The organism is uncultured Clostridium sp. (assembly GCF_947072515.1).
Classification (GTDB): Bacteria; Bacillota; Clostridia; order Clostridiales; family Clostridiaceae; genus Clostridium.
In genome coordinates this window covers 1-22,014 of sequence record NZ_CAMTIG010000052.1, presented here as the reverse complement: position 1 = coordinate 22,014, position 22,014 = coordinate 1, and the positions used below count along the sequence as shown (strand labels likewise).

Here is a 22,014-nt window from a genome sequence, read left to right as displayed (position 1 = left end):
GCTACAGCTTAGTATAGTTCGAATTTTAGTGTCCAGGATATTGACATAAATCCAAGGTTGAAAATTCCAACCTTTAATTTTTAGTAATATACTAATAGTATTATTGAGTTAATTATTTAATTGAAATTTATCTAATTATTTTTAATATAGAGTATATACTTAAAATAATTTCTTTTTTTTATATAGATTATATCCAAATGCAACTATTGTAATTACTAATACAAACCTAAATATTTCTATATAGATTGTGTTATTAATTTCTATTCCAGTAATGTAAATCATATTATTTCTGTTGAATAGTCCATAAATACAAATTAATAAAAATAATATATATTTTTGTTTTTTTGATTTATAATACTTCACAATAGAAAATAATGAAACTCCAAACAATATCAAAAACATTACAATATCCCCTACTGAAAAATTCATAAGATTCCCCCCTCATAAATAATTTTGTAATACCCATATAAACTTGAATATAATATAATTCTTTAATAATATTATATCATTATTTTTTAATAAATTACTAAATAATCCTTTTATTCCAAAAATATACTGATGAATAAAGTTGATATTCCAATGGTTGATACAAAAAATTTAAAAGTATTCTTTTAAATTAATTTTTTATTTTGAAAAATTTCTTTAGCTTCAAATATAGCGTTTAAAACGCGAGGAAATCCTACATAAGGAATGCATTGAATAAACGTATCTATAATTTTTTTAGGACTTATACCTATATTTAGCGAAGCATTTATATGAACATTTAACTGTTTCTCACACCCTCCAATAGATAATAAACTTGTTATTGTGATAAGTTCTTTTTCTTGTAAAGTGAGATTTTCTCTAGAGTAAATCTCACCAAATGCAAATTCTACAATGTATTTGCCTGCATCAGGGGCGATATTTTTTAAAGAGTCAATAACTGCCTGACCACCATCTCCATCAATTAAATTTAAATTTTCCATTCCTAAATCAAATTTTGTTTTTTTCATTTGAAATCATCTCCTATTTTTATTTATAATTTAAGAATAGTGCCTAGAGTATACTAGAAGACAAGTAGTTAGGAGATTTTTTATGAAAATAGGTGAAATGAGTAAAAAAACAGGGTTAAGTGAATATACACTTAGATATTATGAAGATAAAGGCTTAATACGAGTAAAAAGAGATGAATTTGATAGAAGAGAGTATGAGGAAAGTGAAATCGAATGGATATTATTTATAAAAAGATTAAAAGAGACAGGAATGATTTTACGAAACATCAAAAAATATTCAGATCTAAGATATTTAGGGGATAGTACTATTGAAGAAAGAATGGAAATTTTAAATGAACATAGAAAAATAATATTATATGAACAAAAAAAGTGGAAGGATTATTTAGAAAATATAGATAATAAAATAAATATATATAAAGAAAAATTAAAATAAAAATCTATAGAAATAAGTTTAAAGAGCAACTTAAGGAAGGTGTATATATTAAAAATAAGGAAATAAGACTATAGCTGAAGATAATAAATAATCTTAGCTATAGTCTTTTTATATAGAAAAAATTGACAAATATCGATGGACGATATTATAATGGTAATATAAGGATATCGAGTATCGATAAAGGAGAAGAATATGCCAAGAGAACAGTTTCAAAATTTGACTGAGCCCATGTACTATATACTTTTAGCTCTCCTTAGAGAAAGCTGTGGAGTAGATATTATGAATTCTGTAGATAGGATTTCAAAAGGTAGAATAAAAGTGGGACCAGGAACATTGTATGCACTTTTAGGAAAATTTGAAAAAGAAGCAATGATAAGAGAAACAAAAGTAGAGGGAAGAAAGAGAAGTTATATAATTACTAGTAAAGGAATGGAGATACTAGAGGAAGAAAGTAAACGATTAAGAATGTTAGTTAGTGATGGAGAATTTATTTTAGGGGGAAAATAAATTGAGAATTTTAAATTATAAGTGGGTTGTATTTAACTTTTTACCTTTTGAAGGAGAGGTATTAGAAAGATACTTAGAGGAAATGGCATTAAAGGGATGGAAATTAAAAAGCATATGGGGTAGGCTTTTTATATTTATAAAAATTGATAGGAGAAAAATTAAATATACTGTAGATATAAATAAAGAGACTGAAATTAAAGATGGAGAGCCATCAGAAAGAACACTTGAGTATAGAGATATGTGTAAAAATGTTGGATGGGATTTTATATGTCAATATGAAAGAATGCAAGTATTTAGTACAGAAGAGGAAGGAGCAACTCCGATACACACAGATAAAAGTGAGAAGAAGGAGATAATAGTTAAGTCCTCTTTGAAATATATTTTTATTGATATTTTATTGATGATTACTATGTTTATAAATATTTATAATATTATAGGACATGATACAGAGGCGAGATTTTTAGCGAATAATTCTATATTAGTTATAGTTGGAATTTTGATTTTTTATGTAGGAATGATAGGTGTAAATATAGCAAGAGCTTTAGTATGGAGAAAAAATGAAAAGTTAATAAGGATTTCTTATAAAAGAGTTAAGATACGAAATTATATAATGAATTTTATGATTTTAATAATTATTGGAAGTTTAATTACGATGTGGAATCATGAAGTAGAAAGTTTTAGAGTAGTGATATCAGGTATAGTAATAATATTAATTTTAGGTGTAATTTATGTAGTTAGTAATGAAAAAATGAGAAATAAAAATAGAGTAAAAATTTTAAATAATTTTGCATGTATTACAGGGGTGATGGTATTTATAGTAATGCTCAATATATATTCATTTAATGGAGGTAATGAATATATAAATGAAGAGAGGATGCCTTTAAAATTAAGTGATTTTAATGATAAAATGGATGATAAAGACTTAAATTATTTTGATCAAAATGAAAGTTTATTTGCAAAGAGTATAGATGCTAATGTAACAGGTGAAAAAATTTTTTTAGATTATAATGTATTTGAGGCTAAAAATAATATAGTGATGAAAATACGATTGAATAGATTAAAGAAATATATAAAAGGCTTTGAAAAGAGAATGAATACAAAATTATATAATGAAGTAGAAGTTGATTTTATAAAAGATATGAAGGTTTACTCAAAAGATATAGATACAAGTTATTTGTTGATAGGAAAAGATAAAGTTATAGAGATAGATATTTGGGGGAAAAATGAGTATATGATAGAAAATAAAGAGGATTTTCTAAAAGTAGCATATAATAAATTATAGATATATATTACAGAGGGCTATTGAAAAGAATAGTTCTCTGTATTTTTATAGAAAGTATTTATTACAAGTTATAAATATAGAAAAAGAAAATATGGTAAAATGGAAGTAGAAAATAGAAAAGAGGGATTTAAGATGGAAAGATTAAAAGGTACATTAGTTAAAATTGGTGAGAATATTAAAATAGTTTTAAATAAAGAAGTGAGTGGAGAACTTTTTTATAAAAATTATTTAGAAGATAAAGAAAAGTTTATTAAAAATATAGAAAATAAAAAAGAAATAGTTTTTAAAGATATTGATATTAATAATAGAAATTTTTATATAATAAAAACTGAAAATGAGGAACTTATATTAGCTGAAAGATTAATACCACTTAAAAATTTCTGTAACTTTAGAGATTTAGGTGGATTTTATTCTAAAGATGGAAGAATGATTAAATGGGGGAAACTTTATAGATCAGAAGTATTATGTAATATAGAAGAAGTTCAAATGGAATACTTTAAGAGTTTAGGAATAAAATATGTTTTTGATTATCGTTCAAATGAAGAAGAGGCTAGTGCTAAAGATATGCAATTTCCTTGGATAAAGAATTTACACATTTCAGCAATGAATGATGAAAATAATGAGAATTTAGATATGGAAGGATATTTCTATAAGTTCTTAAAAGGGGAAGAAAAGAAGAGTCCAGTAGATTTATTAAAAGAAAGCTATGGAAGAATGCCTTTTAATAGTGAAGCATATAAAACTTTAGTAGATACTTTTAAAGATTATAATAATGCAGCTATTCTGCAGCATTGTACAGCTGGAAAGGATAGAACTGGATTAGGAAGTGCAATATTATTGCTTATTTTAGGTGTTGATGAAAAGATAGTTATAGAAGATTATATGAGTAGTAATAAATATAGAAAAGAGGCAAATGAAAAAATAATAGATATGTATAAAGATCAATTGCCAGAAAAAGCTATAGAAATATTTAGAGAAATTATGGGAGTAAAAGAAGAGTTTATAGACGAATCTTTAAATAATATAAAAGAGAAATATGGAACATATGATGAGTATTTCTTAAAAGAGTTTAATTTAACTGAGAAAGATATTGAAGATATAAGAAATGAATATTTAGTTTAGAGAATAGAGAGGCATAAAGCCTCTCTATTCTTAAATTGGAGTTAAGATTAAAGTATGGTACAATGAGACGACAAGATTAATTGGAGGTAAGAGATGAAAGGTAAAAAATTAGATAATCTTAAATTAAATAATGATCAAAAAACAAATAAAAATTTTATGTATAGAGATTTGAGACGTAGTAATTGTTATAATGTTGAATTTTCAGGTTCAAACTTTAGTTTTACAAGTATGAGAGGTGCACATTTTAAAGGATGTGATTTCTTTGATTGTGAATTTAAATGGGCTGAGTTTATAGGAAGTAATTGTAAAAAGAGTAAATTTAAAAAGAGTATATTCGAAAATGCAATATTTGAAGGTGTAAACTTAGATGGAGCAGATTTTCAAGATGCAAAGTTTGAAAATGTAATTTTTGTAGATACAGATATAACAAAAGCTAAAAATTTAGTTTTACCTGAAGGAACAAAAATATTTGAAACTATGCCAGAATTAGAAATTAGTAGCGATTTAGAAAAAGCTGTAAATATAGCTATGGAGAATGATTATATTAAAAAATCTAGAGCCTTAGATACTAAAGATGGTGGAATAAATCCAATAAGTATAATGATTTTATTAGATGAATTTACAGAGAAGACACTAATAAGTGGATTAAAGCTTATGGCTACAAGAATAGATAAAGAGTTTTATACATTAAGTTACATAGTAAAAATTATAAAAGGATATGGAAAAGAAGGAATTTTATAAAGTAAAATCTATTATAGATAAAACCTAAGTAAGCTAGATAAATGATAGTTTACTTAGGTTTTTTTATTAAAATAAAAGAGAGATTAATTTATAAAAAAACTAAAGTATAAATAATTAATAAAAAGTCTACAAATGAGGCTAAAATATAGAAAACGTTAAATTAACATAGAAAATATATTGATATTCATAAAAAATCAAAAAATATATTTGTAGGATAATACATAAAGATAAGTTGGAGTTATAAAATATTAATTTTAAAATAAGATGAAAACATAATAAAATTGTACCATATAGTAAAACGATTACAAAGAGTAAGGAGAAAAAATATGATTAAGAAAAAGATGGCCACTATTATAGCTATAGCAACAATAACGGCAATGAGTTCTACAACAGCATTTGCAACAGGACTAAACACAGAAGGAGGAGCAACTAAAACTACAAAGACAGTTAGTAATAAGATTCAAAATACAAATGAAGTTCAAAAAAGTTCAATACAAGATAAAAGTACAGAAAAAGAAGTTGTTTTAGCTGGAACTATGCAGACTTTAGAAGGAAGCAAAACTAATTGGAATCCAGCAAGTAGTGAAACAAAATTTACTTATATAGGAAATGGTATCTATGAATATACAATAAAGAATCTTCCAGCAGGAAATTATCAATATAAAGTAGCTATTAATGGTTCATGGAAAGTAAATTATGGCGCTTATGGTAATGAAAATGGGGCTAATATGACTATAACAAATCCAAAAACACAGGATGTAACATTTTGGTATAGTGATGTAAGTCACATAACTCAAGTATCTTTAAATTATAAGTTTTTAAATATTGACTTAATGGGAACAGGACTTAAAGGGGAACAAAAATTAAATGGAGATGAGTTAAATGGAATATATAATTTAACTGTAAATATTCCTAAAGGCTCATATGATAATATTTATATAAATGTAGATGGGAAAGAATTAAAAGCAAATCCATTTGTTGTAAGCAATGATTCACAACAAGTAACATTTACCTATAATGAAAATACAAATGATTTTTCTAATAATTTAGAGAAAGTAACGAATATAAACACTAGTCAAATTTATTATAATTCCAGAAACTCAGAGTATAAAACAAACTTTGGAGCAATAAAACAAGGTGAGGAAACAACATTTAATATACAAACACCAAATGAAGGCGTAACAAATGTTAATTTGGTTATGGTTTCACCAGATGGGCAAAAAACAAATTATCCTATGAAAGCTAATGGAACTTTTGGAAACGGTTCAATGAAGTGGACAACAAATGTTACTTTAAATAATATTGGGATGTATTATTATTATTTTACAGTAGGAAATAATACACAAACATATATGTATAGTGTTGGACAAGAGAATGGGGTTCCTACAGGACAAGGACAAGTAACTACCAATCCAGAAATGAAGTATGAACTTACAGTATATGAAAGTGATTATCAAACTCCTGAATGGATGAAGCATGCAGTATTTTATGAAATTTTCGTTGATAGATTTAGATATGCACCAAATCCAAATGAGAAGAAAATAGTTGATAGTAGTCAGGCAGACGTTAATACTCAGCATTTATGGTTTCAACCAGATTGGTATAAAACACCTATAAATCCTTCTATTCAAAATCAAAAAGGATATATAAATGCACCTGCAAATGAAAAGGTTTGGAATACAGAAATTTATGGAGGAAACTTAAAAGGAATACAAGAGGAACTTGGATATTTAAAATCGCTAGGAGTAAATGCACTTTATTTAACTCCACTATATCAAGCAAATTCTACTCATAGATATGATGGTGCAGATTATGGGAAGGTTGATAATATAGTTGGTAATAATAAAGAGTTTACAGAGTTCTGTAATGTAGCTCATCAAATGGGATTTCATATAATGCTTGATGGAGCTTTTGAAAATGCAGGAGAAAACTCAATGTATTTTGATAGATGGGGTGAATATTTACCGCCAAAAGGAAATTATGAAATAAAAAGTGGTAGTTACGGAGCACCTATTGGAGCTTATCAATATTGGAAGACTGTCTATAATTATATGAATAATGAACATATGACAGAGGAACAAGGGAAAGAAGCTACAAAAGTTTATTTTGAAAAAAATTATGATACAAATAACTTTGAATTTGCTAGTTGGTTTACTGTTTACAATCAAAAGAATCCAGATGGTTCATATAAATATGATGCTTGGGAAGGTTATAATTCTTTAGCAGCTGTAACAGGATTAAATGGACAACAATATAAAGTTAAGAGTTGGGCAAATTATATATATAAAAATAAAGACTCTATAGCTGAAAAATGGATTAATATGGGTTCAAATGGATGGAGATTAGATTCAGCACCAAGTATATCAGATCAAACATGGCAACAATTTAGAAAGTATGTTAAAGGATATGATCCAAATTCAGTTATACTAGGAGAAGATTGGACTGATGCAACAAAATATTTCTTAGGCAATGAATTTGATTCTGTAATGAATTATAGATTTAGAGGAGCAGTTATAGATTTCTTGAAAGATGGGTGGACAGGTTCCCAAACTAATAATTTACTTCAATATATACATGAAGAAACACCAAATCCAGCATTCTATGATTTATTAAATTTAACTAGTTCACAAGATACAGTAAGAATTCTTTCTATTTTAAATGGTCAAAATAATAATGATAAATTAGCAACTCCAGCTAGTAAGGAGGCTTTAGCTTTAGATAAATTAGTTCCATTTATTCAAATGACTTATCCAGGAGCACCTTCAGTTTATTATGGTGATGAGATTGGAATGACTGGAGCAGCAGATCCTAATAATAGAGAAGGATTTAAATGGGGAGAAGGAAATGAAAGTGTTGTAATAGATTATGCAGATCTTATGAATATGAGAGATGAATATACTGTACTGCAAACAGGAAATGTATCACCTATAAATGTTTCAAATGGAAATATTTTAGCTTATGAAAGATTTGATAATTCAAATGAAGCTGTAGCAGTAATAAATAGAGGTAATGAAGCTACAGTTACATTAGACTTGAATCATATGAAAAATGGAACTTTATATGATGCATTAACAGGAGCAAAATATAATGTAGTTAATGGAAAAGTTATTGTGCATATGAATGGAACTAGTGGACTTGTACTAGTTAAAAATTATAAACCTTTAAAAGTAAATACAAAAGGACTTGAACCTGCATATAATCCTAAATATAAAATAAAAACACCTGAAACCTCTGGAAGTGTAACTGCTACAGAAAATAAAAATGGAAGTATAACATTTACTTACTTTAATCCAAATGCAAAAAGTGTGGAACTTCAAACAAGTTTGACAAATTTTAAAAATAGACCACAAATGACAAAAGATGCAAATGGATTATGGTCAGTAACAATAGATGGACCAAAAACATCAGAAGAGATTCAATATAAGTTTGAAGTAGATGGAAATGTATGGACAGATGGAACTGGTGGACAAACTGTTATGAATGGATATAATCAGAATGATGTAATTAATTATACAGAAGTAAAAGCAGAAGGAACACCAGCTAAAAAAGATAAAAATACAACATCTCAAAAAGTTGGAGCTGTAACAGCTATAGAAAATAAAGATGGAAAAGTAACATTTACGTATTTTGATCCAAATGCAAAAAGTGTAGAACTTCAAACAAGCTTGACAAACTTTAAAAATGGGCCACAAATGACAAAAGGTTCAAATGGGTTATGGTCAGTAACAATAGATGGACCAAAAACATCAGAAGAGCTTCAATATAAGTTTGAGATAAATGGAAATGAATGGACTGATGGAACAGGCGTTAAAACTATAATGAATGGAAATAATGAAAATGATGTTTTAAATTATGAAGTAGTAAAAGTAAAGAGTGAAACTTCTAATACAGGAAATAAAAAAGATACTTCAAAAGAAAGCTCAGGTGTGAAAAAGGGGAACACAAAACCAGAACAAAAAAATCAAAACAAACCTAATAAAATAAATCCAACAGAACAAAAAATACCTGTAATCATAGAGATAGAAAACTCTAAGACAGGAGAATTATTAAAAAATACAGAGGTAACTATAAATGGACAAAATATGATCACAAACAATAAAGGTGAAGTTACAATAGAAAGTAACTTAGGTGCTAAGAATATAAATATAGACATAAATGATTATTATGATTTTAGTACACAAATAGTAGTGAAAGAAAATAATAATAATATAGTTGCAAAAGTTGAAAAGGAAAGTGAGTTTAAAATTATAGAAAATGATATTTCAAATGAAGTTCATACTATAATAAGTAGAATAAAGCATTGGTTTGAGACGTTATAAAAGTTAATATATAAAGAAAGGAGGTTTGAGTTAAATACAAACCTCCTTTATGAATAAATAGAAAGTAAAAAAATATATATTTAATAGATGAAGTTAATTTAAGCTATTAAATTATTAGATAAAAATTAAATAAAAGAATATATAACAAATGAAACTATATTAAGATACAAAAGGGTTGGAAGAGAGGATTTCAAAAGAGGAAAAATTTATGATAGACTAGAAGCTATTAAAAGGAGGTGTTTTATTGTGGAAATAAATGAATTTGATCTTAGTACATCAGGAAATAAAAGAATTGCAAAAACAGTAGTAAATAAAGATAGTGTGGCTAAAAAGTCATTATATGTAATAGCGTTTATACTTCCAACAGCTATTATAACAGGAATATGTACAGGTATTGTTGAATATGTAGGAAGTGCTATATTAGGAATAATATTAGGAATTATAAGTGGACTTTTAGTAAGTGTGTTTACATTATCATTTTTTATTAAAATTTATGAAGCTATGTTTGAAGGAAAAGCAGAATTTGGAATCAAGTTTAATAAAGAACAATGGTTTCCAGTAGCATTAGCATCAGCAATTACTAGTGCAATAGCCTTATGGACAATAGCTTTGAGTAATGGTGCTTTAAAAGATTTATTAGAAATTGTTAGTTTAATACTAAGTGTTGTTATAATAATGATATATTATGTAGCGGTAGCTACAAAATATAGAGGCATGGAAGCGTTTATGTTAGGAGTTAAACTAGGATTTAAATACTTTTTTAGAATATTACTTTTAATATTAAGTTTTATTCCATTAGCATTATTGATAGTAATAACATTTGGAATAGTAGGTATATGGAAAGGAATGTATATAGAGACAACTTACTGTATATTATGCGAAAAGATACTTAGAAGAGAAGGTATTGAAGGAAATTCAAAAATAAAAGAAACTATAGAGTTTTAAATATAAAAAACTGCCATTTTAAAGTGGCAGTTTTTTTTATTTACATTGATAAAGAAGGTGTATTAATGATTAAGTTAAAGTTTTCATTTAAAAGAATAGTAGCATTATCTAAATTTTTTATAGTCAAAGAATCTTTCTTTAAGTGAATAATATAAAAATCAGTGTCTATTGATATTGTCTCAGCATGAGTTTTTACTTCACAATTAAAAGAAGCTTTCTTTAAATAATTAGATGTATTAAAATCAAAAATATGAATTTTTCTAAATACAGATGAATTAATAAACACAACTACTGCTAGTACAAGAAAAGAAAAAGAAAAATCATATCTAAAAGCAACTAATAGTAGTGGCAATAAAATCGTAGCTATAAAGACACCTTCAATATAATGATTCATATTCAATAAATTTAAATATGAAAGCATTTTAGTAGAATTTGGAGCTATTGGTGAATGTGAAATATCACCAATTTCTTTAACTTTTGATATAAACTTTTCTTTATGAGAACTATCTTTAAAAGCAGTTAAAGGAATAACTATAAAATTATTTTTACATGAAATAATTAAGCAAGAATTGTCCTCATAAATAGCTTTTAAATTTTTTAATTTATGATATACAGCAGAAGCAAACTTCTCTTCTACTAAAAAATCATCTTTAAAATAAATATAAACAAGATCCATATTTGAGTTTCTAGGACTAGGTAAATCATATTTAGCTTTAAAATCTTCGAAGTGAGTTAATTTTTCATCAGAAAACTGATATTTAGTAAATTTTGATAATGTTTTTTTTGAAGAAATTATATAAATATATATAATTCCAACAAAGAGTGCTAGTGATAAAGCACAAAAGGCTGTGGGAAGAAAAGATACTTTTCCAGCAGTTATAATAATTTTTATGTAATTAACTAAAGAAAGAATAAAGAAAAGGCCTAAAAAACTTAAAGCAAAATATGTAGATTTAGTAGCTACATTAAAACTTTTTTTAAATCTATTTTCATAAGCTTTTTTATACATATCATTAATTGTAAATTTTAAAATCAATAGTAGTCCCCCTTTGTATTAATAAAAGTTAGCAAATAATAATTTGAAATTACTAGCATAAATTCCATTAAATTTTATATTTATGTAATTAGATTATAGAATATTTGAAACAAAATTTAAACAAATAATTAACAAATTATGAATATAGCAAAAAAAAGCATGAAAAATAAGGAGATATGTAAAGGAAATAAAAATAGATAAAAAAATAAAAGTTAGAAAACTAACTTTTATATTTTATATGATTGAAAATGCTCCTTAGAAAAAGAGATAAAATCTTTTAAAGTTTCAGATTTATAATTAGAATCTAAATAAGATAATCCAAGAGAGCGTGTATTGTGTTTATTTTTTATATGAATTGCCTTTAGATTTGGAGATTCAAAAGTTTTCCAAGTAGAAAGTGGAGTTAAAAAAACACCAGCATTTGAAATAACAAGTTCCTTAAGAATATTTATGTCTCCATGAAAAATCACATTAGGCTTAAAGTTTGCAGAAATACAAACATCTTTTATAACTTCAGAAAAGGAATGATTATCGGTTAATTCAACGAAATTTTCATTTTTTAATTCTCTTAAATAAACAGAATCTCTTGATGCAAGTTTATTATCTCTACTTACAACTAAAAGAATTTCTTCCTCTAATAATGTGATAGTTTTAATATTATTAGCTGATATAGTGGGAGAGGTAATAGCAACATCAATATTACCATATTTTAAATCTTCCGTAAGTTGAGCTATATTAGAAATCCTTTGTGTAATTTTTAAATCAGAAGTTTTTTCTAAAAATTTTTTTAAAAGATCTATAAGGAATAAAGAGCCTGTAGAGCCTATAGAAAAATTTTTATTATTAATTTCATGCATTTCTTTAAATTTTGATTGCAAAGATTCAAGTTCAGAAAGAGTTATATTTGCCCATTCTAAAAATTCTCTTCCAAATTTATTTAAACAGATATTTCTTTTTAGCCTTTTAAAAAGGGGATATCCAACTTCATCTTCAAGTCTTTTAATTGTGATGCTAAGAGCAGGTTGAGATATATTTAACTCTAAAGCTGCCTTAGATATATTTTCATACTTTGCAACAGTTTGAAAATATTTTAATTGTAAAGTGTCCATGGTTCCTCCTATGGTTATAGATATATAAATAGATTATATATCTATAGTTACAGAAAGAAAAGAATAAAAAGAATTAAATAAATCTATTTTAAAACTAAATAACTATATATAAAAGTAAATATACCTATATAAATTATATATTATAAATTAAGTTGAAAGTAGAATATAATTTAAACCGACAAAGAAGGAGATGAAAAATTTTAATTATGAAAGAAAAGAAATTTACAAAAGATGAAATAGTATTTATTTTATTAATTGGACTAGCATTAGGATTTAGACAAATAGCAATGAATTTAGTTACTCCTTTTGTAGCAACATATTGTTCATCACTAGCTTATGGTAGTTTATTTTTAGCAGGTGTAGCACTTGGAATATTTGGACTTACACAAGGATTATTTCAAGTTCCATTTGGGATTTGGAGTGATAAATATGGTTATAAAAAAATGATCTTAATTGGAATATTTATAATGACAATAGGAATGGTTATAGCAGTATTTGCTGATAATGCATATCTATTTGTATTGTCAAGGGCAGTCCAAGGAATAGGAGCAATAACATCGGCAGGTTATGCATGGCTTTCAGGGTCTATATCCTTTGAAAAGAGAGCAGATGCCATAAGTTTGGTAGGAATAATTGTTGGACTATGTTCAGCACTTGCTTTTGGGGGAAGTCCTATATTAAGAGAATTTATATCTGTTAGAGACATACTTGTTCTTGCTTTAATAGCAATAATAGTAATGTTTGTAGTTATAGCATTTTTCTTAAAGGATATAAGAAAAGAAGAACCTAAAACAGATAAGGAAATAGAAAAGAAAAGTTTAAAAGATAGTGTAGCATATATGAAGAAATTATTTAAGAATAGAAGTTATGCTGCAGTTATAATAGTGGCTTTTATAAATGGTTTTGTAGGAATTTCAGGAATGTTTATAATACCTGAATATTGCAAATCATTAATAGGAACAAAACATATGTGGATGGTTTTAACACCAGCTATTTTACTTTCGATAGTTGTTATGAGAATATCTACTAGATTTATAAAAAAGGGACATGGTAAGATTGTAGCTACCTTAGCAACAATAGGATTGTTTTTAGGAACTGTAATATTTATATTTAGTTATAGTCCATGGATTCTCTTTATAGCAGCACTTTTATTATTAATGGGATATAATACTTTATTTAGTTTAATTCCAACAATAGTTAATCTTGTATCAAACAATGCATTTAGAGGTATAGCAAATGGAACATATAATTTAATGTTTTATATTGGAGATTTTATAGGGACAACTATAGTAGGGGCTCTTTGGAATAATTATCAATATGTAGCCTTAGGGATCTTAATAGTATTTTCATTCCTAGCAGTATTATTTGCATTATTTATAATTCCATCATTTAGAACAATAAAACAAGTTGAATAGAAAGTATATAAAATTCTAAGGAATAAAAAAATTCCTTAGAATTTTTTTAAAATAAGTAAAACTTTATAATTTTGGGCATATTATTAATAAATCAATAATGGAGCAAAGAGGAATTTTATGAAGTTTAAAATATTAAAAAGAAGTTTTAAGCAAATAATAGAGATAAAAAGAAAATTTCTTGTAGTAGATAGATTTTTAAGATATTTATAAATAAAAAATGATTACACTAAGAAATGATAAAGTAAAAATAGAATATGTTAAAAGAAAGAGAGTGTAAGTCTGAATAAACAAAAAAAATAGGAAATGATAACGTTTTAATAAAAAGAAGAGAGTGTTAATCTAAATATAAGGAAATTGAATAAATTTGAGAAAAGATTTATATCGTGAAGGAGATTAACATGGAAAACTTAATAAATAAAGTAGATCATATTCTAGTTCAATCAAACTATGTGAAAGAAATTTTCAATGTATTAACAGAAATATTGGATTTGCCAATAGTATGGGACATTAAAAATTTTAAAGATACATTTATAAGTGGAGGAGTATGCTTTGGTAATGTAAATATAGAGATATTGAATTATTCAACAGTTTTAAGAAAGCATAAAATAGTTCCAGACAAAGAAGGGATTATTGGTGTTGCATTTGAGCCAATAAATTCGATAGAGAAAATAGTGATGGAATTAAATGGAGAAGGAGTGAAACATGGAGGTATAGAACCCTTTAAGGAATACATTCATGGGAAAAGCAAGACTTTGTGGACAAACTTATTTTTAGAAGATTTATTAGAAGGGTCACAAATTTTCTTTTGCAAATATGAGATAGATATCCAAAAGAGGAGACAAAGAGTAGCTAATATTTTAAAAAATAGAGATGGTGGAAAGATTAAATTAGAAAGAGTAGATGAAATAGTTATTGGATATTCTAAAGAGGAAACTTTAAAACAGTGGGAAAAAATTAGCATAGGAAAAGAAAAATTTATAAAAAGGTTTGAAGATGGACCTAAGGTGAAATTTATTGAAAGTGAAAAGGATGAAATATTATCAATTTTACTAAAAGTAGAATCAATAGATTATGCGAAAAAAGTTTTAGTAGATAATAAATATATTTTAATAAATGAAGAAAATGAATTAATATTTAAAGTTGGAGAACCTCAGAATTTAGGGTTTAAATTATGTGAGTAAAAAATGAGAATGGATTAAAATTAAAAATATATTAATAAACTTATATTTAAATTTATTTAATCAAATGGGATAATGAATATAGTAAAAGACTAAAATGAAGGTGGTTAAAGAAATGAATGAAGTAACATTTAAAGAATTTAATGAAAATCCATTTAAAATGATAGGTGAAGATTGGCTTTTATTTACTGCAAAAAAAGATGATAAGGTAAATACAATGACAGCATCTTGGGGTGGAGTAGGAATTATGTGGGGGAAGAAAGTAGCATATATTTTTGTAAGACCTCAAAGATATACTAAAGAATTTATAGATAACTCTGAAAGATTAACAATTTCAGTATTACCAAATAGCTTTAGAAAAGACCTATCTTATTTAGGATCAGTTTCAGGAAAAGATGAAGATAAGATAAGTAAATCAAATTTAACAGTAAAAGAATATGAAAATACACCATATTTTGATGAAGCAAGACTAGTTTTAGTTTGTAAAAAACTTTATATGCAAAAACTAGAAGAAAATTGTTTTATAGAAAAAGATTTAGCAGATAAATGGTATCCTAATAAAGACTATCATTTTATGTATGTAGTAGAAATTGAAAAGATATTAGAAAAATAATGAAATACTAAAGAGCTGTTGCTAAAATGCAATAGCTCTTTGCTTTATTTTAAATTATATTCTAAAAAGTTAGTATTTTTCTTAAAGCCATAGCTCTCATATAAGGGAACTCCCATACTAGAGGCGGTTATTTGAATAGAGTCACAACCATAATTTTTTGCCTCTGTAATTATTTTATCTAAAAGAGTTTTAGCAATACCATGACGTCGATAACTAGGATTTGTATACATACTAGAAATAAGACCAATTTTGCCAGTAGGATTACTAAAATAAGGTGGTTTACAGACAAAGGAGATTCCACTTGTACCTATTATTTTATTTGAATCTAAAGCAATAAAAGATATAAAAGTACCATTGATTAGATGCTCTTCATAATAAGATTTTAAATAAGGTATTAGATCTAAAGTTTCTTTAGCACCTTCTTCACGTAATTGATTGATACGAAGCGATATGAAAGTATCAATATCGTCAAAATTAAGTTTTCTAAAAGTTATAGTATTCATAAAAAACACTTCCTATAATAAATTATATTGAAATAATATCATCTTTCTAAGGTAAATGATAATTAGGATTTATATAAATTGTATAGTTCCAAAAATGATTGAGTATAGAAAACGTATAGGGAAGTAGGTAATTTTTAATAGTTAGTTAGAATAAGATAGACATTAATGAAATACTAGAATAATAAGAAGAAATAAATAAAAATTAATGTAGATATAATAGAAAGAAAAAGAATTTAAAAGGAGTGCATAATGAATAAAATTAAAGCTATTTTATTTGATTCAGGAAGAACATTAAATATTCCAAAGACAGGTAATTGGTTTATACCACCTAATTTTATGAAAATAATTGATTTAAATAAAGTAAAGGTATCCAAAGAAGAAATTCTAAGATCAATGACGAAAGCAAGACAAGCTGAGAAAATATTAGTTAGTAATGAAGAAGAAGAATATTTAATGTTTAGAGAGTTTTATGAAATTCTATTAAAAGAAATAAAGTATCCAGATATAAAGGAAGAAACTATAGATTTATTAGCAAGAGACAATGTTTATAATGATGAAAAATTTATATTTCTAGATGATGTAGAGGAAACTTTAAAGGAATTGAACTGTAAATATTTATTAGGAGTAGTTTCTGATACATGGCCATCTATAGAGAGAGTTTTTATTAATAAAGGATTGAGAAAGTATTTTTCTACATTTGTAATATCATCTATTTATGGTACTACAAAGGCAGAAGAAAAATTATTTGAAATAGCATTAACTGAATTAGGAGTAAAAGCAGAAGAGGTTATATTTGTAGATGATAATGAAAGTAATTTAAAGGTAGCAGAAAGTATGGGAATTAAGCCATTGTTAATAGATGTATATAAGTCAGAAAAGATAAAAAGCAGATATAAAGTCATAAATTCTATAAAAGAATTACTATAGAAAAGTGAAAATGGAAATAAAAAGTTAGTGAATACCTGACTTTTTATTTTTAGGAAATTTAATACAAAAATATAATAATGTTTTTATAAAGTATATATATCTATTAATCTGATTATAAAGAAAATAGGATATTAAAAGTAAAGTAGTGTACTATAAGTAATAGTGAAAATATGGGAAAATGTTATTTTTTTATCATTTATAGAAAAATGATAAAATTAAATAGAAAAGTTAGTGTGTAAAAGAGAAATAATATTCTGTATAAGAGGAGAGAAAAAGATGGATTGTTGTATAACTACAAGGGATAGCAGATGGTTTAGGTATAGAGCAGCTGCAATAATAATAGAAGATGGATACGTTTTATTTGCAAGCAATGATAGGGAGAGTTACTATTACTCAGTTGGTGGAGGAATAAATGTTGGAGAAACAGCGGAAGAAGCTGTGGTGAGAGAAGTATTTGAAGAAACAGGAAGAAAATATGAAGTTGATAGATTAGCATTTATTCATGAAAACTTTTTTGAGGAAAATGAAGGAGGCTTAAAAGGATTAAAGTGTCATGAGGTTTCTTTTTATTTTTTAATGAAAAGTAGAGGAACTAAGGAGTTAGATAGAGAGCATTTAGAAGGTGGGGTTCATGAATATATGACATGGTTGCCTATAAAAGACTTAGACCAATACAAGGCATATCCAACTTTTTTTAAAGACAAGCTATTGAATATGAAAAATGAAATAGAGCATATTATTACTAATGAGAGAGATAATTAAAAATACTAGAGAATATTCTAGTATTTTTTTATATAAAAATATAAGTAAAAATAGATACTGTTTATTAGAAGTATTAGATAAAATTTAAAAAAATAATAAGAATAAATAACCAATAAATATAAAAAAAAATTTTTAATACATATATTGAAAAATAAAAATAAGCATTGATACAAAATAAGAATGATACTTTATAGAAGTTAAATGTGAAATAGTATAAATAAAAATAAAAAAATAAGTGTATTGTATTAAAAAGAATACTAAAAAATAGTAAATTGCTAAAAGGGATAAAATATTAATAAAGGATGAAAAATATTAATTCACTAGAAAGTGAGTGTACATCTTTTTAGGGATATGTAATACTTAAAATGTAAATTTTAAAAAATAAATTGCTAATTAATTTCTTCTATTAAAAATATAGAGGAGGTTATGAAGAAAAAATGTATAGACAGAACAAGAAGAAATTAGCAATAACGGTAGTAATGTTTTTTATAACATTATTGTTCTCAAACTTCACGACGGCATCAGCAGATACGACGTCAACAGTAAATACAATAACATCTGGGCCATATTCAATAACAACAGCATTTACTAATTCAAATGGAAATACACAAAGTGTATATGACGTTGGAAGTATAGTAAGTATAGGAGTTAATATTACAAGAATTGGTACAGTTTCAGCAAATGACACTATAAAAATTACGGTACCTAATGCTCTAGATAGTGTAGATTTAGATTCATCAGGGTTAAAAGGGTACTTTAAGGTGACACAAGAAGAAACTCAAAATGGAGAAGTTTTAACATTAACACCATTAGCTGATGCAGCTAGCTTAGTTAATGCACAATTGCATATTGGAGGAATATTGAGTAAAGATCTAACAAGTGGTCCTCAAAATATTCCAATAACAATTAATGGAACTACAAATGAGATTCCAGTTAATGTACACAATCCAAATAAACCAGAAAAAGAACCAGATACAAAACCTATAGATAAACCAAACACAGGTGGCGGTGGTACGAAGCCAGACAAACCAGATACAGGTGGACAGACTACGAAACCAGATAAGCCAAATAGTGGAGGAAGTACAGCACCAGTAGGTCCTTATTCAGGAGTAAACTGGGGAAATGGTATAGATAAATATATAGTTACAAACAATGGTATTACTAAGAATATTACTATTCCGGTAGTAAATAATAATTCTGTTCAATATGAGTTATTTATTAATACTAACGAAGCAAATGGAGCTCAAACTATTACAGATAATTTACCAAATGGTGAAACATATGAGCCTGGTAGCTTAGAAGTATATAAATATACGGCTGATAATAATGATTCATCACCTAACCTTGCAGCACAATATAGTGCTTCAACAAATGGAAATAAATTAATTATTTCAGGATTTAATGGTGGAACAGGAGAATATCGAGTTTTATATAAAGTAAAATTATCGGATTCTATAGGATATGATAAAAACTTACAGAATGTAGCGTATTATAATGGGCATGATTCATCAGCAAATATAAGTGCCAATACAAATAATACAAATGCAGGAGTAAATTGGGGAAATCATGTAGATAAATATATAGTTACTAATAATGCTAGAGGAATATCTAAAACAATGACTATTCCAACTGCAAATAATAGTACAGTTCAATATAAACTATATGTAGATACAGATGGGTTAAATGGAACTCAAACACTTACAGATGATTTACCTAGTGGGTTAACATATGTACCTCAAAGTGTTCAAGTATATAAGTTTGAAAATAATTCTATGAGTTTAACTAATATTGCATCACAATTTAATGTTTCAACAAAAAACAATGTATTAAGCGTTTCAGGATTTCAAGGCGGAACAGGAAAATATGTTGTCTTTTATAATGCCGAGGTATCAAATGATTTAGGTTATGATGAAACTTTAAATAACGTGGCAAAGTTAGGTGGAGATACTTCAACTGCAAGTGTAGTAGTAAACACAGTAAAAAGCACTGTTACACCAGGTGAAGAAAGCCATATGATTAGTAAAACAGTTGATCCAAATGTCTTCTTAAATACAACAAAGGTATTAAATTATACTATAAATATAAATCCAAACAATATTAATATTTCAGATGTTAATATGACTGATAATTTACCGGCAGGAATAACACTTCAGCCATTAAATACGAGTCAAGGGTATATAAGTAATTTAGATATAATACCTATGCAAAATGGGACATATGATAATTCTTTTTTAGTTAATATAGAAGAAGTATCAGCAAATGGAACAGTTTCATATCCAAGAGGTGAATATCCAAATCCTCAAGGAACTTTGATTTATAATTTACAAAATAATTCAATAAAATTTGAAACAGGAAGAACATCAGATCAAATAAAAATCGAATATTCAGCAAATATTCAACCAGGAGTTACTAATATTGAGAATACTGCTACTATTAAAAATAATGGCTTAACAGCAAGTAGTACAGCAACTTCACAATATTATAGTGGATCAAGTGCATTAGGATTTAGTAAGTCAGTAAATAAAACAGAAATTTTACCAGGACAAAATTCAGATGTAACATATACTTTAAATGTTAATAGTACAGGATATTATCCAAATGGCTATTTAAAGTTTTCAGATCCATTAGAAAAAGGAATTCAAGTTGAAGGTATTCAAGTACCGAAAGGTTTCACATACACTATAGATAAAGCAACTAATACAGTGAATTTTGTAAATACTGGAGAAATAACACCAGGAAACTATAGTGTTAAAATAGATGCTTCGTTAGCAGCATTTAAACAAGGAACTACAATAACTAATACTGCTTATGTAGGAAAAACCCCATCTAATACAGTATCTACTAAAGTGGGATATGGATTTGAAGCAATAAAAGAGGCTGCAAAGACACATGATGTATTAGAAGGTGCAATATATGGAGTGTATTCAAGTAGTTCTAATAAAGAATTATCTACGGTTACTTCTAATAATGATGGGATAATGTATGGATCAGTGAGTGAACCAGGTAATTATTATTTAAAAGAAATAACAGCACCAAAAGGATATTCTGTTAGTAATGAAGAGATATCATTTACAATTGCAAGCAGTAATCTTGGAACAACTATTAAAATTCCAACAATTTATGATAAGTTAGCACCAACAACAGGTAATATAAAAATTACAAAGACAAATGCATCGGGAGATGTATTATCAGGAGCGACTTTTGTAGCTAAACAAAATGGAAATGTGATACAAACTCAAACAACTAATAGTGAGGGTGTAGCTGAATTTACAGGATTACCTATTGGAACATATACTATTGTTGAAACAAAAGCACCAACAGGATATGGGAAAAATAAGGCTACAGAGAGTATTAATGTAGTAGGTGGGCAAACTACCGAAAAAGGAATAGTTGATAAAGAAATCACAGGAAGTATCAACGTAATAAAAACTGATGCGCAAACAAATAAACCAGTATCAGGAGCAACATTTACATTAACAGGACCAACAGGATTTAAGCCAGAAACTGCAATAACAAATGCAGAAGGTATAGCAACATTTAATGAATTACCATGGGGAGCATATAGTGTTCAAGAAACAACAGCACCAACAGAGTATAAGTTAAATAGTACTGTATATAAAACAACAATAAATGCAGATAGTTTCAATACTCAAGGAGTATTCCAAGTACCAACATTTAATGTAACTGATAGTGAATTACAAGGAACTTTACAAATTACAAAAACAGGATTAGATGGAGCACAACTTAATGGAGCAACATTTACAGTATCAGGACCAAACGGAAGTAAAGAAGTTACTACAGTTGGAAATGGAACTGTTCAAGTAGGTAATTTGCCATGGGGAACTTATACTATTAAAGAAACAGTGGCACCAGCTGGATACAAATTAAATCCAGAGGTTAAGACTGTAGTGATTAATGCAAATGATGCAGCAAAAACACAAGATGTTACAATTAATGATTCAACTAATACAGGATCAATAAAAGTAGTAAAAACTGATGCACAAACAAATAAACCAGTATCAGGAGCAATATTTACATTAACAGGACCAACAGGATTCAAGTCAGAAATTGCAACAACAAATGCAGAAGGTATAGCAACATTTAATGAATTACCATGGGGAGCATATAGT

Annotated in this window: 18 protein-coding genes; 13 read left to right on the top strand and 5 right to left on the bottom strand. The window is 26.6% G+C overall.

The window, feature by feature from the left end:
• Window positions 1-159 precede the first annotated feature (159 nt).
• Entirely contained in the window at window positions 160-429 is a 270-nt protein-coding gene (locus tag Q0W06_RS15370; protein ID WP_297637635.1) for a hypothetical protein, read from the bottom strand.
• 182 nt (window positions 430-611) lie between these two features.
• The gene (locus Q0W06_RS15365; protein ID WP_297637632.1) at window positions 612-992 is read right to left on the bottom strand and encodes a carboxymuconolactone decarboxylase family protein; all 381 of its coding nucleotides are present in this window, start codon (window positions 990-992) and stop codon (window positions 612-614) included.
• Window positions 993-1,074: 82 nt separating this feature from the next.
• Here Q0W06_RS15365 and Q0W06_RS15360 point away from each other — a divergent pair, with 82 nt between their 5' ends.
• The 7 genes from Q0W06_RS15360 (at window position 1,075) to Q0W06_RS15330 (ending at window position 10,341) form a co-directional block, all read left to right on the top strand.
• Window positions 1,075-1,425 (top strand): MerR family transcriptional regulator, encoded by a 351-nt coding sequence (locus Q0W06_RS15360; protein WP_297637630.1) that lies wholly within the window; start codon window positions 1,075-1,077, stop codon window positions 1,423-1,425.
• Window positions 1,426-1,617: 192 nt separating this feature from the next.
• Window positions 1,618-1,932 carry a PadR family transcriptional regulator gene (locus tag Q0W06_RS15355; RefSeq protein ID WP_297637627.1) on the top strand — a complete coding sequence of 105 codons (315 nt, stop codon included), beginning with the start codon at window positions 1,618-1,620 and terminating at the stop codon, window positions 1,930-1,932.
• Window position 1,933: 1 nt separating this feature from the next.
• Window positions 1,934-3,214 carry a DUF2812 domain-containing protein gene (locus Q0W06_RS15350; protein ID WP_297637624.1) on the top strand — a complete coding sequence of 427 codons (1,281 nt, stop codon included), beginning with the start codon at window positions 1,934-1,936 and terminating at the stop codon, window positions 3,212-3,214.
• Between the two features lie 132 nt (window positions 3,215-3,346).
• Complete coding sequence (locus Q0W06_RS15345; RefSeq protein WP_297637621.1) at window positions 3,347-4,336, top strand: tyrosine-protein phosphatase; 990 nt, start codon at window positions 3,347-3,349, stop codon at window positions 4,334-4,336.
• A 93-nt stretch (window positions 4,337-4,429) separates the two neighbouring features.
• Window positions 4,430-5,077 (top strand): pentapeptide repeat-containing protein, encoded by a 648-nt coding sequence (locus Q0W06_RS15340; protein ID WP_297637618.1) that lies wholly within the window; start codon window positions 4,430-4,432, stop codon window positions 5,075-5,077.
• Between the two features lie 326 nt (window positions 5,078-5,403).
• Window positions 5,404-9,396, top strand: coding sequence for an alpha-amylase family glycosyl hydrolase (locus tag Q0W06_RS15335; RefSeq protein WP_297637615.1), 3,993 nt, complete (start codon window positions 5,404-5,406; stop codon window positions 9,394-9,396).
• Between the two features lie 246 nt (window positions 9,397-9,642).
• Window positions 9,643-10,341, top strand: coding sequence for a hypothetical protein (locus Q0W06_RS15330; RefSeq protein WP_297637612.1), 699 nt, complete (start codon window positions 9,643-9,645; stop codon window positions 10,339-10,341).
• 40 nt (window positions 10,342-10,381) lie between these two features.
• On the opposite strand, the gene Q0W06_RS15325 is transcribed toward Q0W06_RS15330, so the two are convergent.
• Window positions 10,382-11,377, bottom strand: a complete 996-nt coding sequence (locus tag Q0W06_RS15325) for a hypothetical protein (RefSeq protein ID WP_297637609.1) — start codon at window positions 11,375-11,377, stop codon at window positions 10,382-10,384.
• A gap of 227 nt (window positions 11,378-11,604) precedes the next feature.
• Window positions 11,605-12,486: a LysR family transcriptional regulator gene (locus tag Q0W06_RS15320; protein WP_297637606.1), complete on the bottom strand. Its 882-nt coding sequence runs from the start codon at window positions 12,484-12,486 to the stop codon at window positions 11,605-11,607.
• A 206-nt stretch (window positions 12,487-12,692) separates the two neighbouring features.
• On the opposite strand from Q0W06_RS15320, the gene Q0W06_RS15315 reads away from it, so the two are divergent.
• The 3 genes from Q0W06_RS15315 to Q0W06_RS15305 all read left to right on the top strand — a co-directional run bounded on the left by Q0W06_RS15315 (window position 12,693) and on the right by Q0W06_RS15305 (window position 15,692).
• On the top strand, window positions 12,693-13,901 hold the full coding sequence (locus Q0W06_RS15315; RefSeq protein ID WP_297637603.1) for an MFS transporter: 1,209 nt from the start codon (window positions 12,693-12,695) through the stop codon (window positions 13,899-13,901).
• Between the two features lie 398 nt (window positions 13,902-14,299).
• Window positions 14,300-15,082 (top strand): hypothetical protein, encoded by a 783-nt coding sequence (locus Q0W06_RS15310; protein ID WP_297637600.1) that lies wholly within the window; start codon window positions 14,300-14,302, stop codon window positions 15,080-15,082.
• 112 nt (window positions 15,083-15,194) lie between these two features.
• The gene (locus tag Q0W06_RS15305; protein WP_297637597.1) at window positions 15,195-15,692 is read left to right on the top strand and encodes a flavin reductase; all 498 of its coding nucleotides are present in this window, start codon (window positions 15,195-15,197) and stop codon (window positions 15,690-15,692) included.
• A 44-nt stretch (window positions 15,693-15,736) separates the two neighbouring features.
• On the opposite strand, the gene Q0W06_RS15300 is transcribed toward Q0W06_RS15305, so the two are convergent.
• Window positions 15,737-16,195, bottom strand: coding sequence for a GNAT family N-acetyltransferase (locus Q0W06_RS15300; protein ID WP_297637594.1), 459 nt, complete (start codon window positions 16,193-16,195; stop codon window positions 15,737-15,739).
• A gap of 249 nt (window positions 16,196-16,444) precedes the next feature.
• Here Q0W06_RS15300 and Q0W06_RS15295 point away from each other — a divergent pair, with 249 nt between their 5' ends.
• From Q0W06_RS15295 to Q0W06_RS15285, 3 genes are all read left to right on the top strand, one after another.
• Window positions 16,445-17,122, top strand: a complete 678-nt coding sequence (locus Q0W06_RS15295; RefSeq protein ID WP_297637591.1) for an HAD-IA family hydrolase — start codon at window positions 16,445-16,447, stop codon at window positions 17,120-17,122.
• A gap of 276 nt (window positions 17,123-17,398) precedes the next feature.
• Window positions 17,399-17,884 (top strand): NUDIX domain-containing protein, encoded by a 486-nt coding sequence (locus Q0W06_RS15290; RefSeq protein WP_297637588.1) that lies wholly within the window; start codon window positions 17,399-17,401, stop codon window positions 17,882-17,884.
• Between the two features lie 437 nt (window positions 17,885-18,321).
• A partial coding sequence (locus tag Q0W06_RS15285; protein ID WP_297637585.1) for a SpaA isopeptide-forming pilin-related protein occupies window positions 18,322-22,014 on the top strand: 3,693 nt, incomplete at its 3' end.

What these genes read in the sequence shown, in the direction of transcription:
- Q0W06_RS15370 (WP_297637635.1), bottom strand. Translation starts at nt 429, where the DNA reads ATGAATTTTTCAGTAGGGGATATTGTAATGTTTTTGATATTGTTTGGA.
- Q0W06_RS15365 (WP_297637632.1), bottom strand. Translation starts at nt 992, where the DNA reads ATGAAAAAAACAAAATTTGATTTAGGAATGGAAAATTTAAATTTAATT.
- Q0W06_RS15360 (WP_297637630.1), top strand. Translation starts at nt 1,075, where the DNA reads ATGAAAATAGGTGAAATGAGTAAAAAAACAGGGTTAAGTGAATATACA.
- Q0W06_RS15355 (WP_297637627.1), top strand. Translation starts at nt 1,618, where the DNA reads ATGCCAAGAGAACAGTTTCAAAATTTGACTGAGCCCATGTACTATATA.
- Q0W06_RS15345 (WP_297637621.1), top strand. Translation starts at nt 3,347, where the DNA reads ATGGAAAGATTAAAAGGTACATTAGTTAAAATTGGTGAGAATATTAAA.
- Q0W06_RS15340 (WP_297637618.1), top strand. Translation starts at nt 4,430, where the DNA reads ATGAAAGGTAAAAAATTAGATAATCTTAAATTAAATAATGATCAAAAA.
- Q0W06_RS15335 (WP_297637615.1), top strand. Translation starts at nt 5,404, where the DNA reads ATGATTAAGAAAAAGATGGCCACTATTATAGCTATAGCAACAATAACG.
- Q0W06_RS15320 (WP_297637606.1), bottom strand. Translation starts at nt 12,486, where the DNA reads ATGGACACTTTACAATTAAAATATTTTCAAACTGTTGCAAAGTATGAA.
- Q0W06_RS15315 (WP_297637603.1), top strand. Translation starts at nt 12,693, where the DNA reads ATGAAAGAAAAGAAATTTACAAAAGATGAAATAGTATTTATTTTATTA.
- Q0W06_RS15310 (WP_297637600.1), top strand. Translation starts at nt 14,300, where the DNA reads ATGGAAAACTTAATAAATAAAGTAGATCATATTCTAGTTCAATCAAAC.
- Q0W06_RS15305 (WP_297637597.1), top strand. Translation starts at nt 15,195, where the DNA reads ATGAATGAAGTAACATTTAAAGAATTTAATGAAAATCCATTTAAAATG.
- Q0W06_RS15300 (WP_297637594.1), bottom strand. Translation starts at nt 16,195, where the DNA reads ATGAATACTATAACTTTTAGAAAACTTAATTTTGACGATATTGATACT.
- Q0W06_RS15295 (WP_297637591.1), top strand. Translation starts at nt 16,445, where the DNA reads ATGAATAAAATTAAAGCTATTTTATTTGATTCAGGAAGAACATTAAAT.
- Q0W06_RS15290 (WP_297637588.1), top strand. Translation starts at nt 17,399, where the DNA reads ATGGATTGTTGTATAACTACAAGGGATAGCAGATGGTTTAGGTATAGA.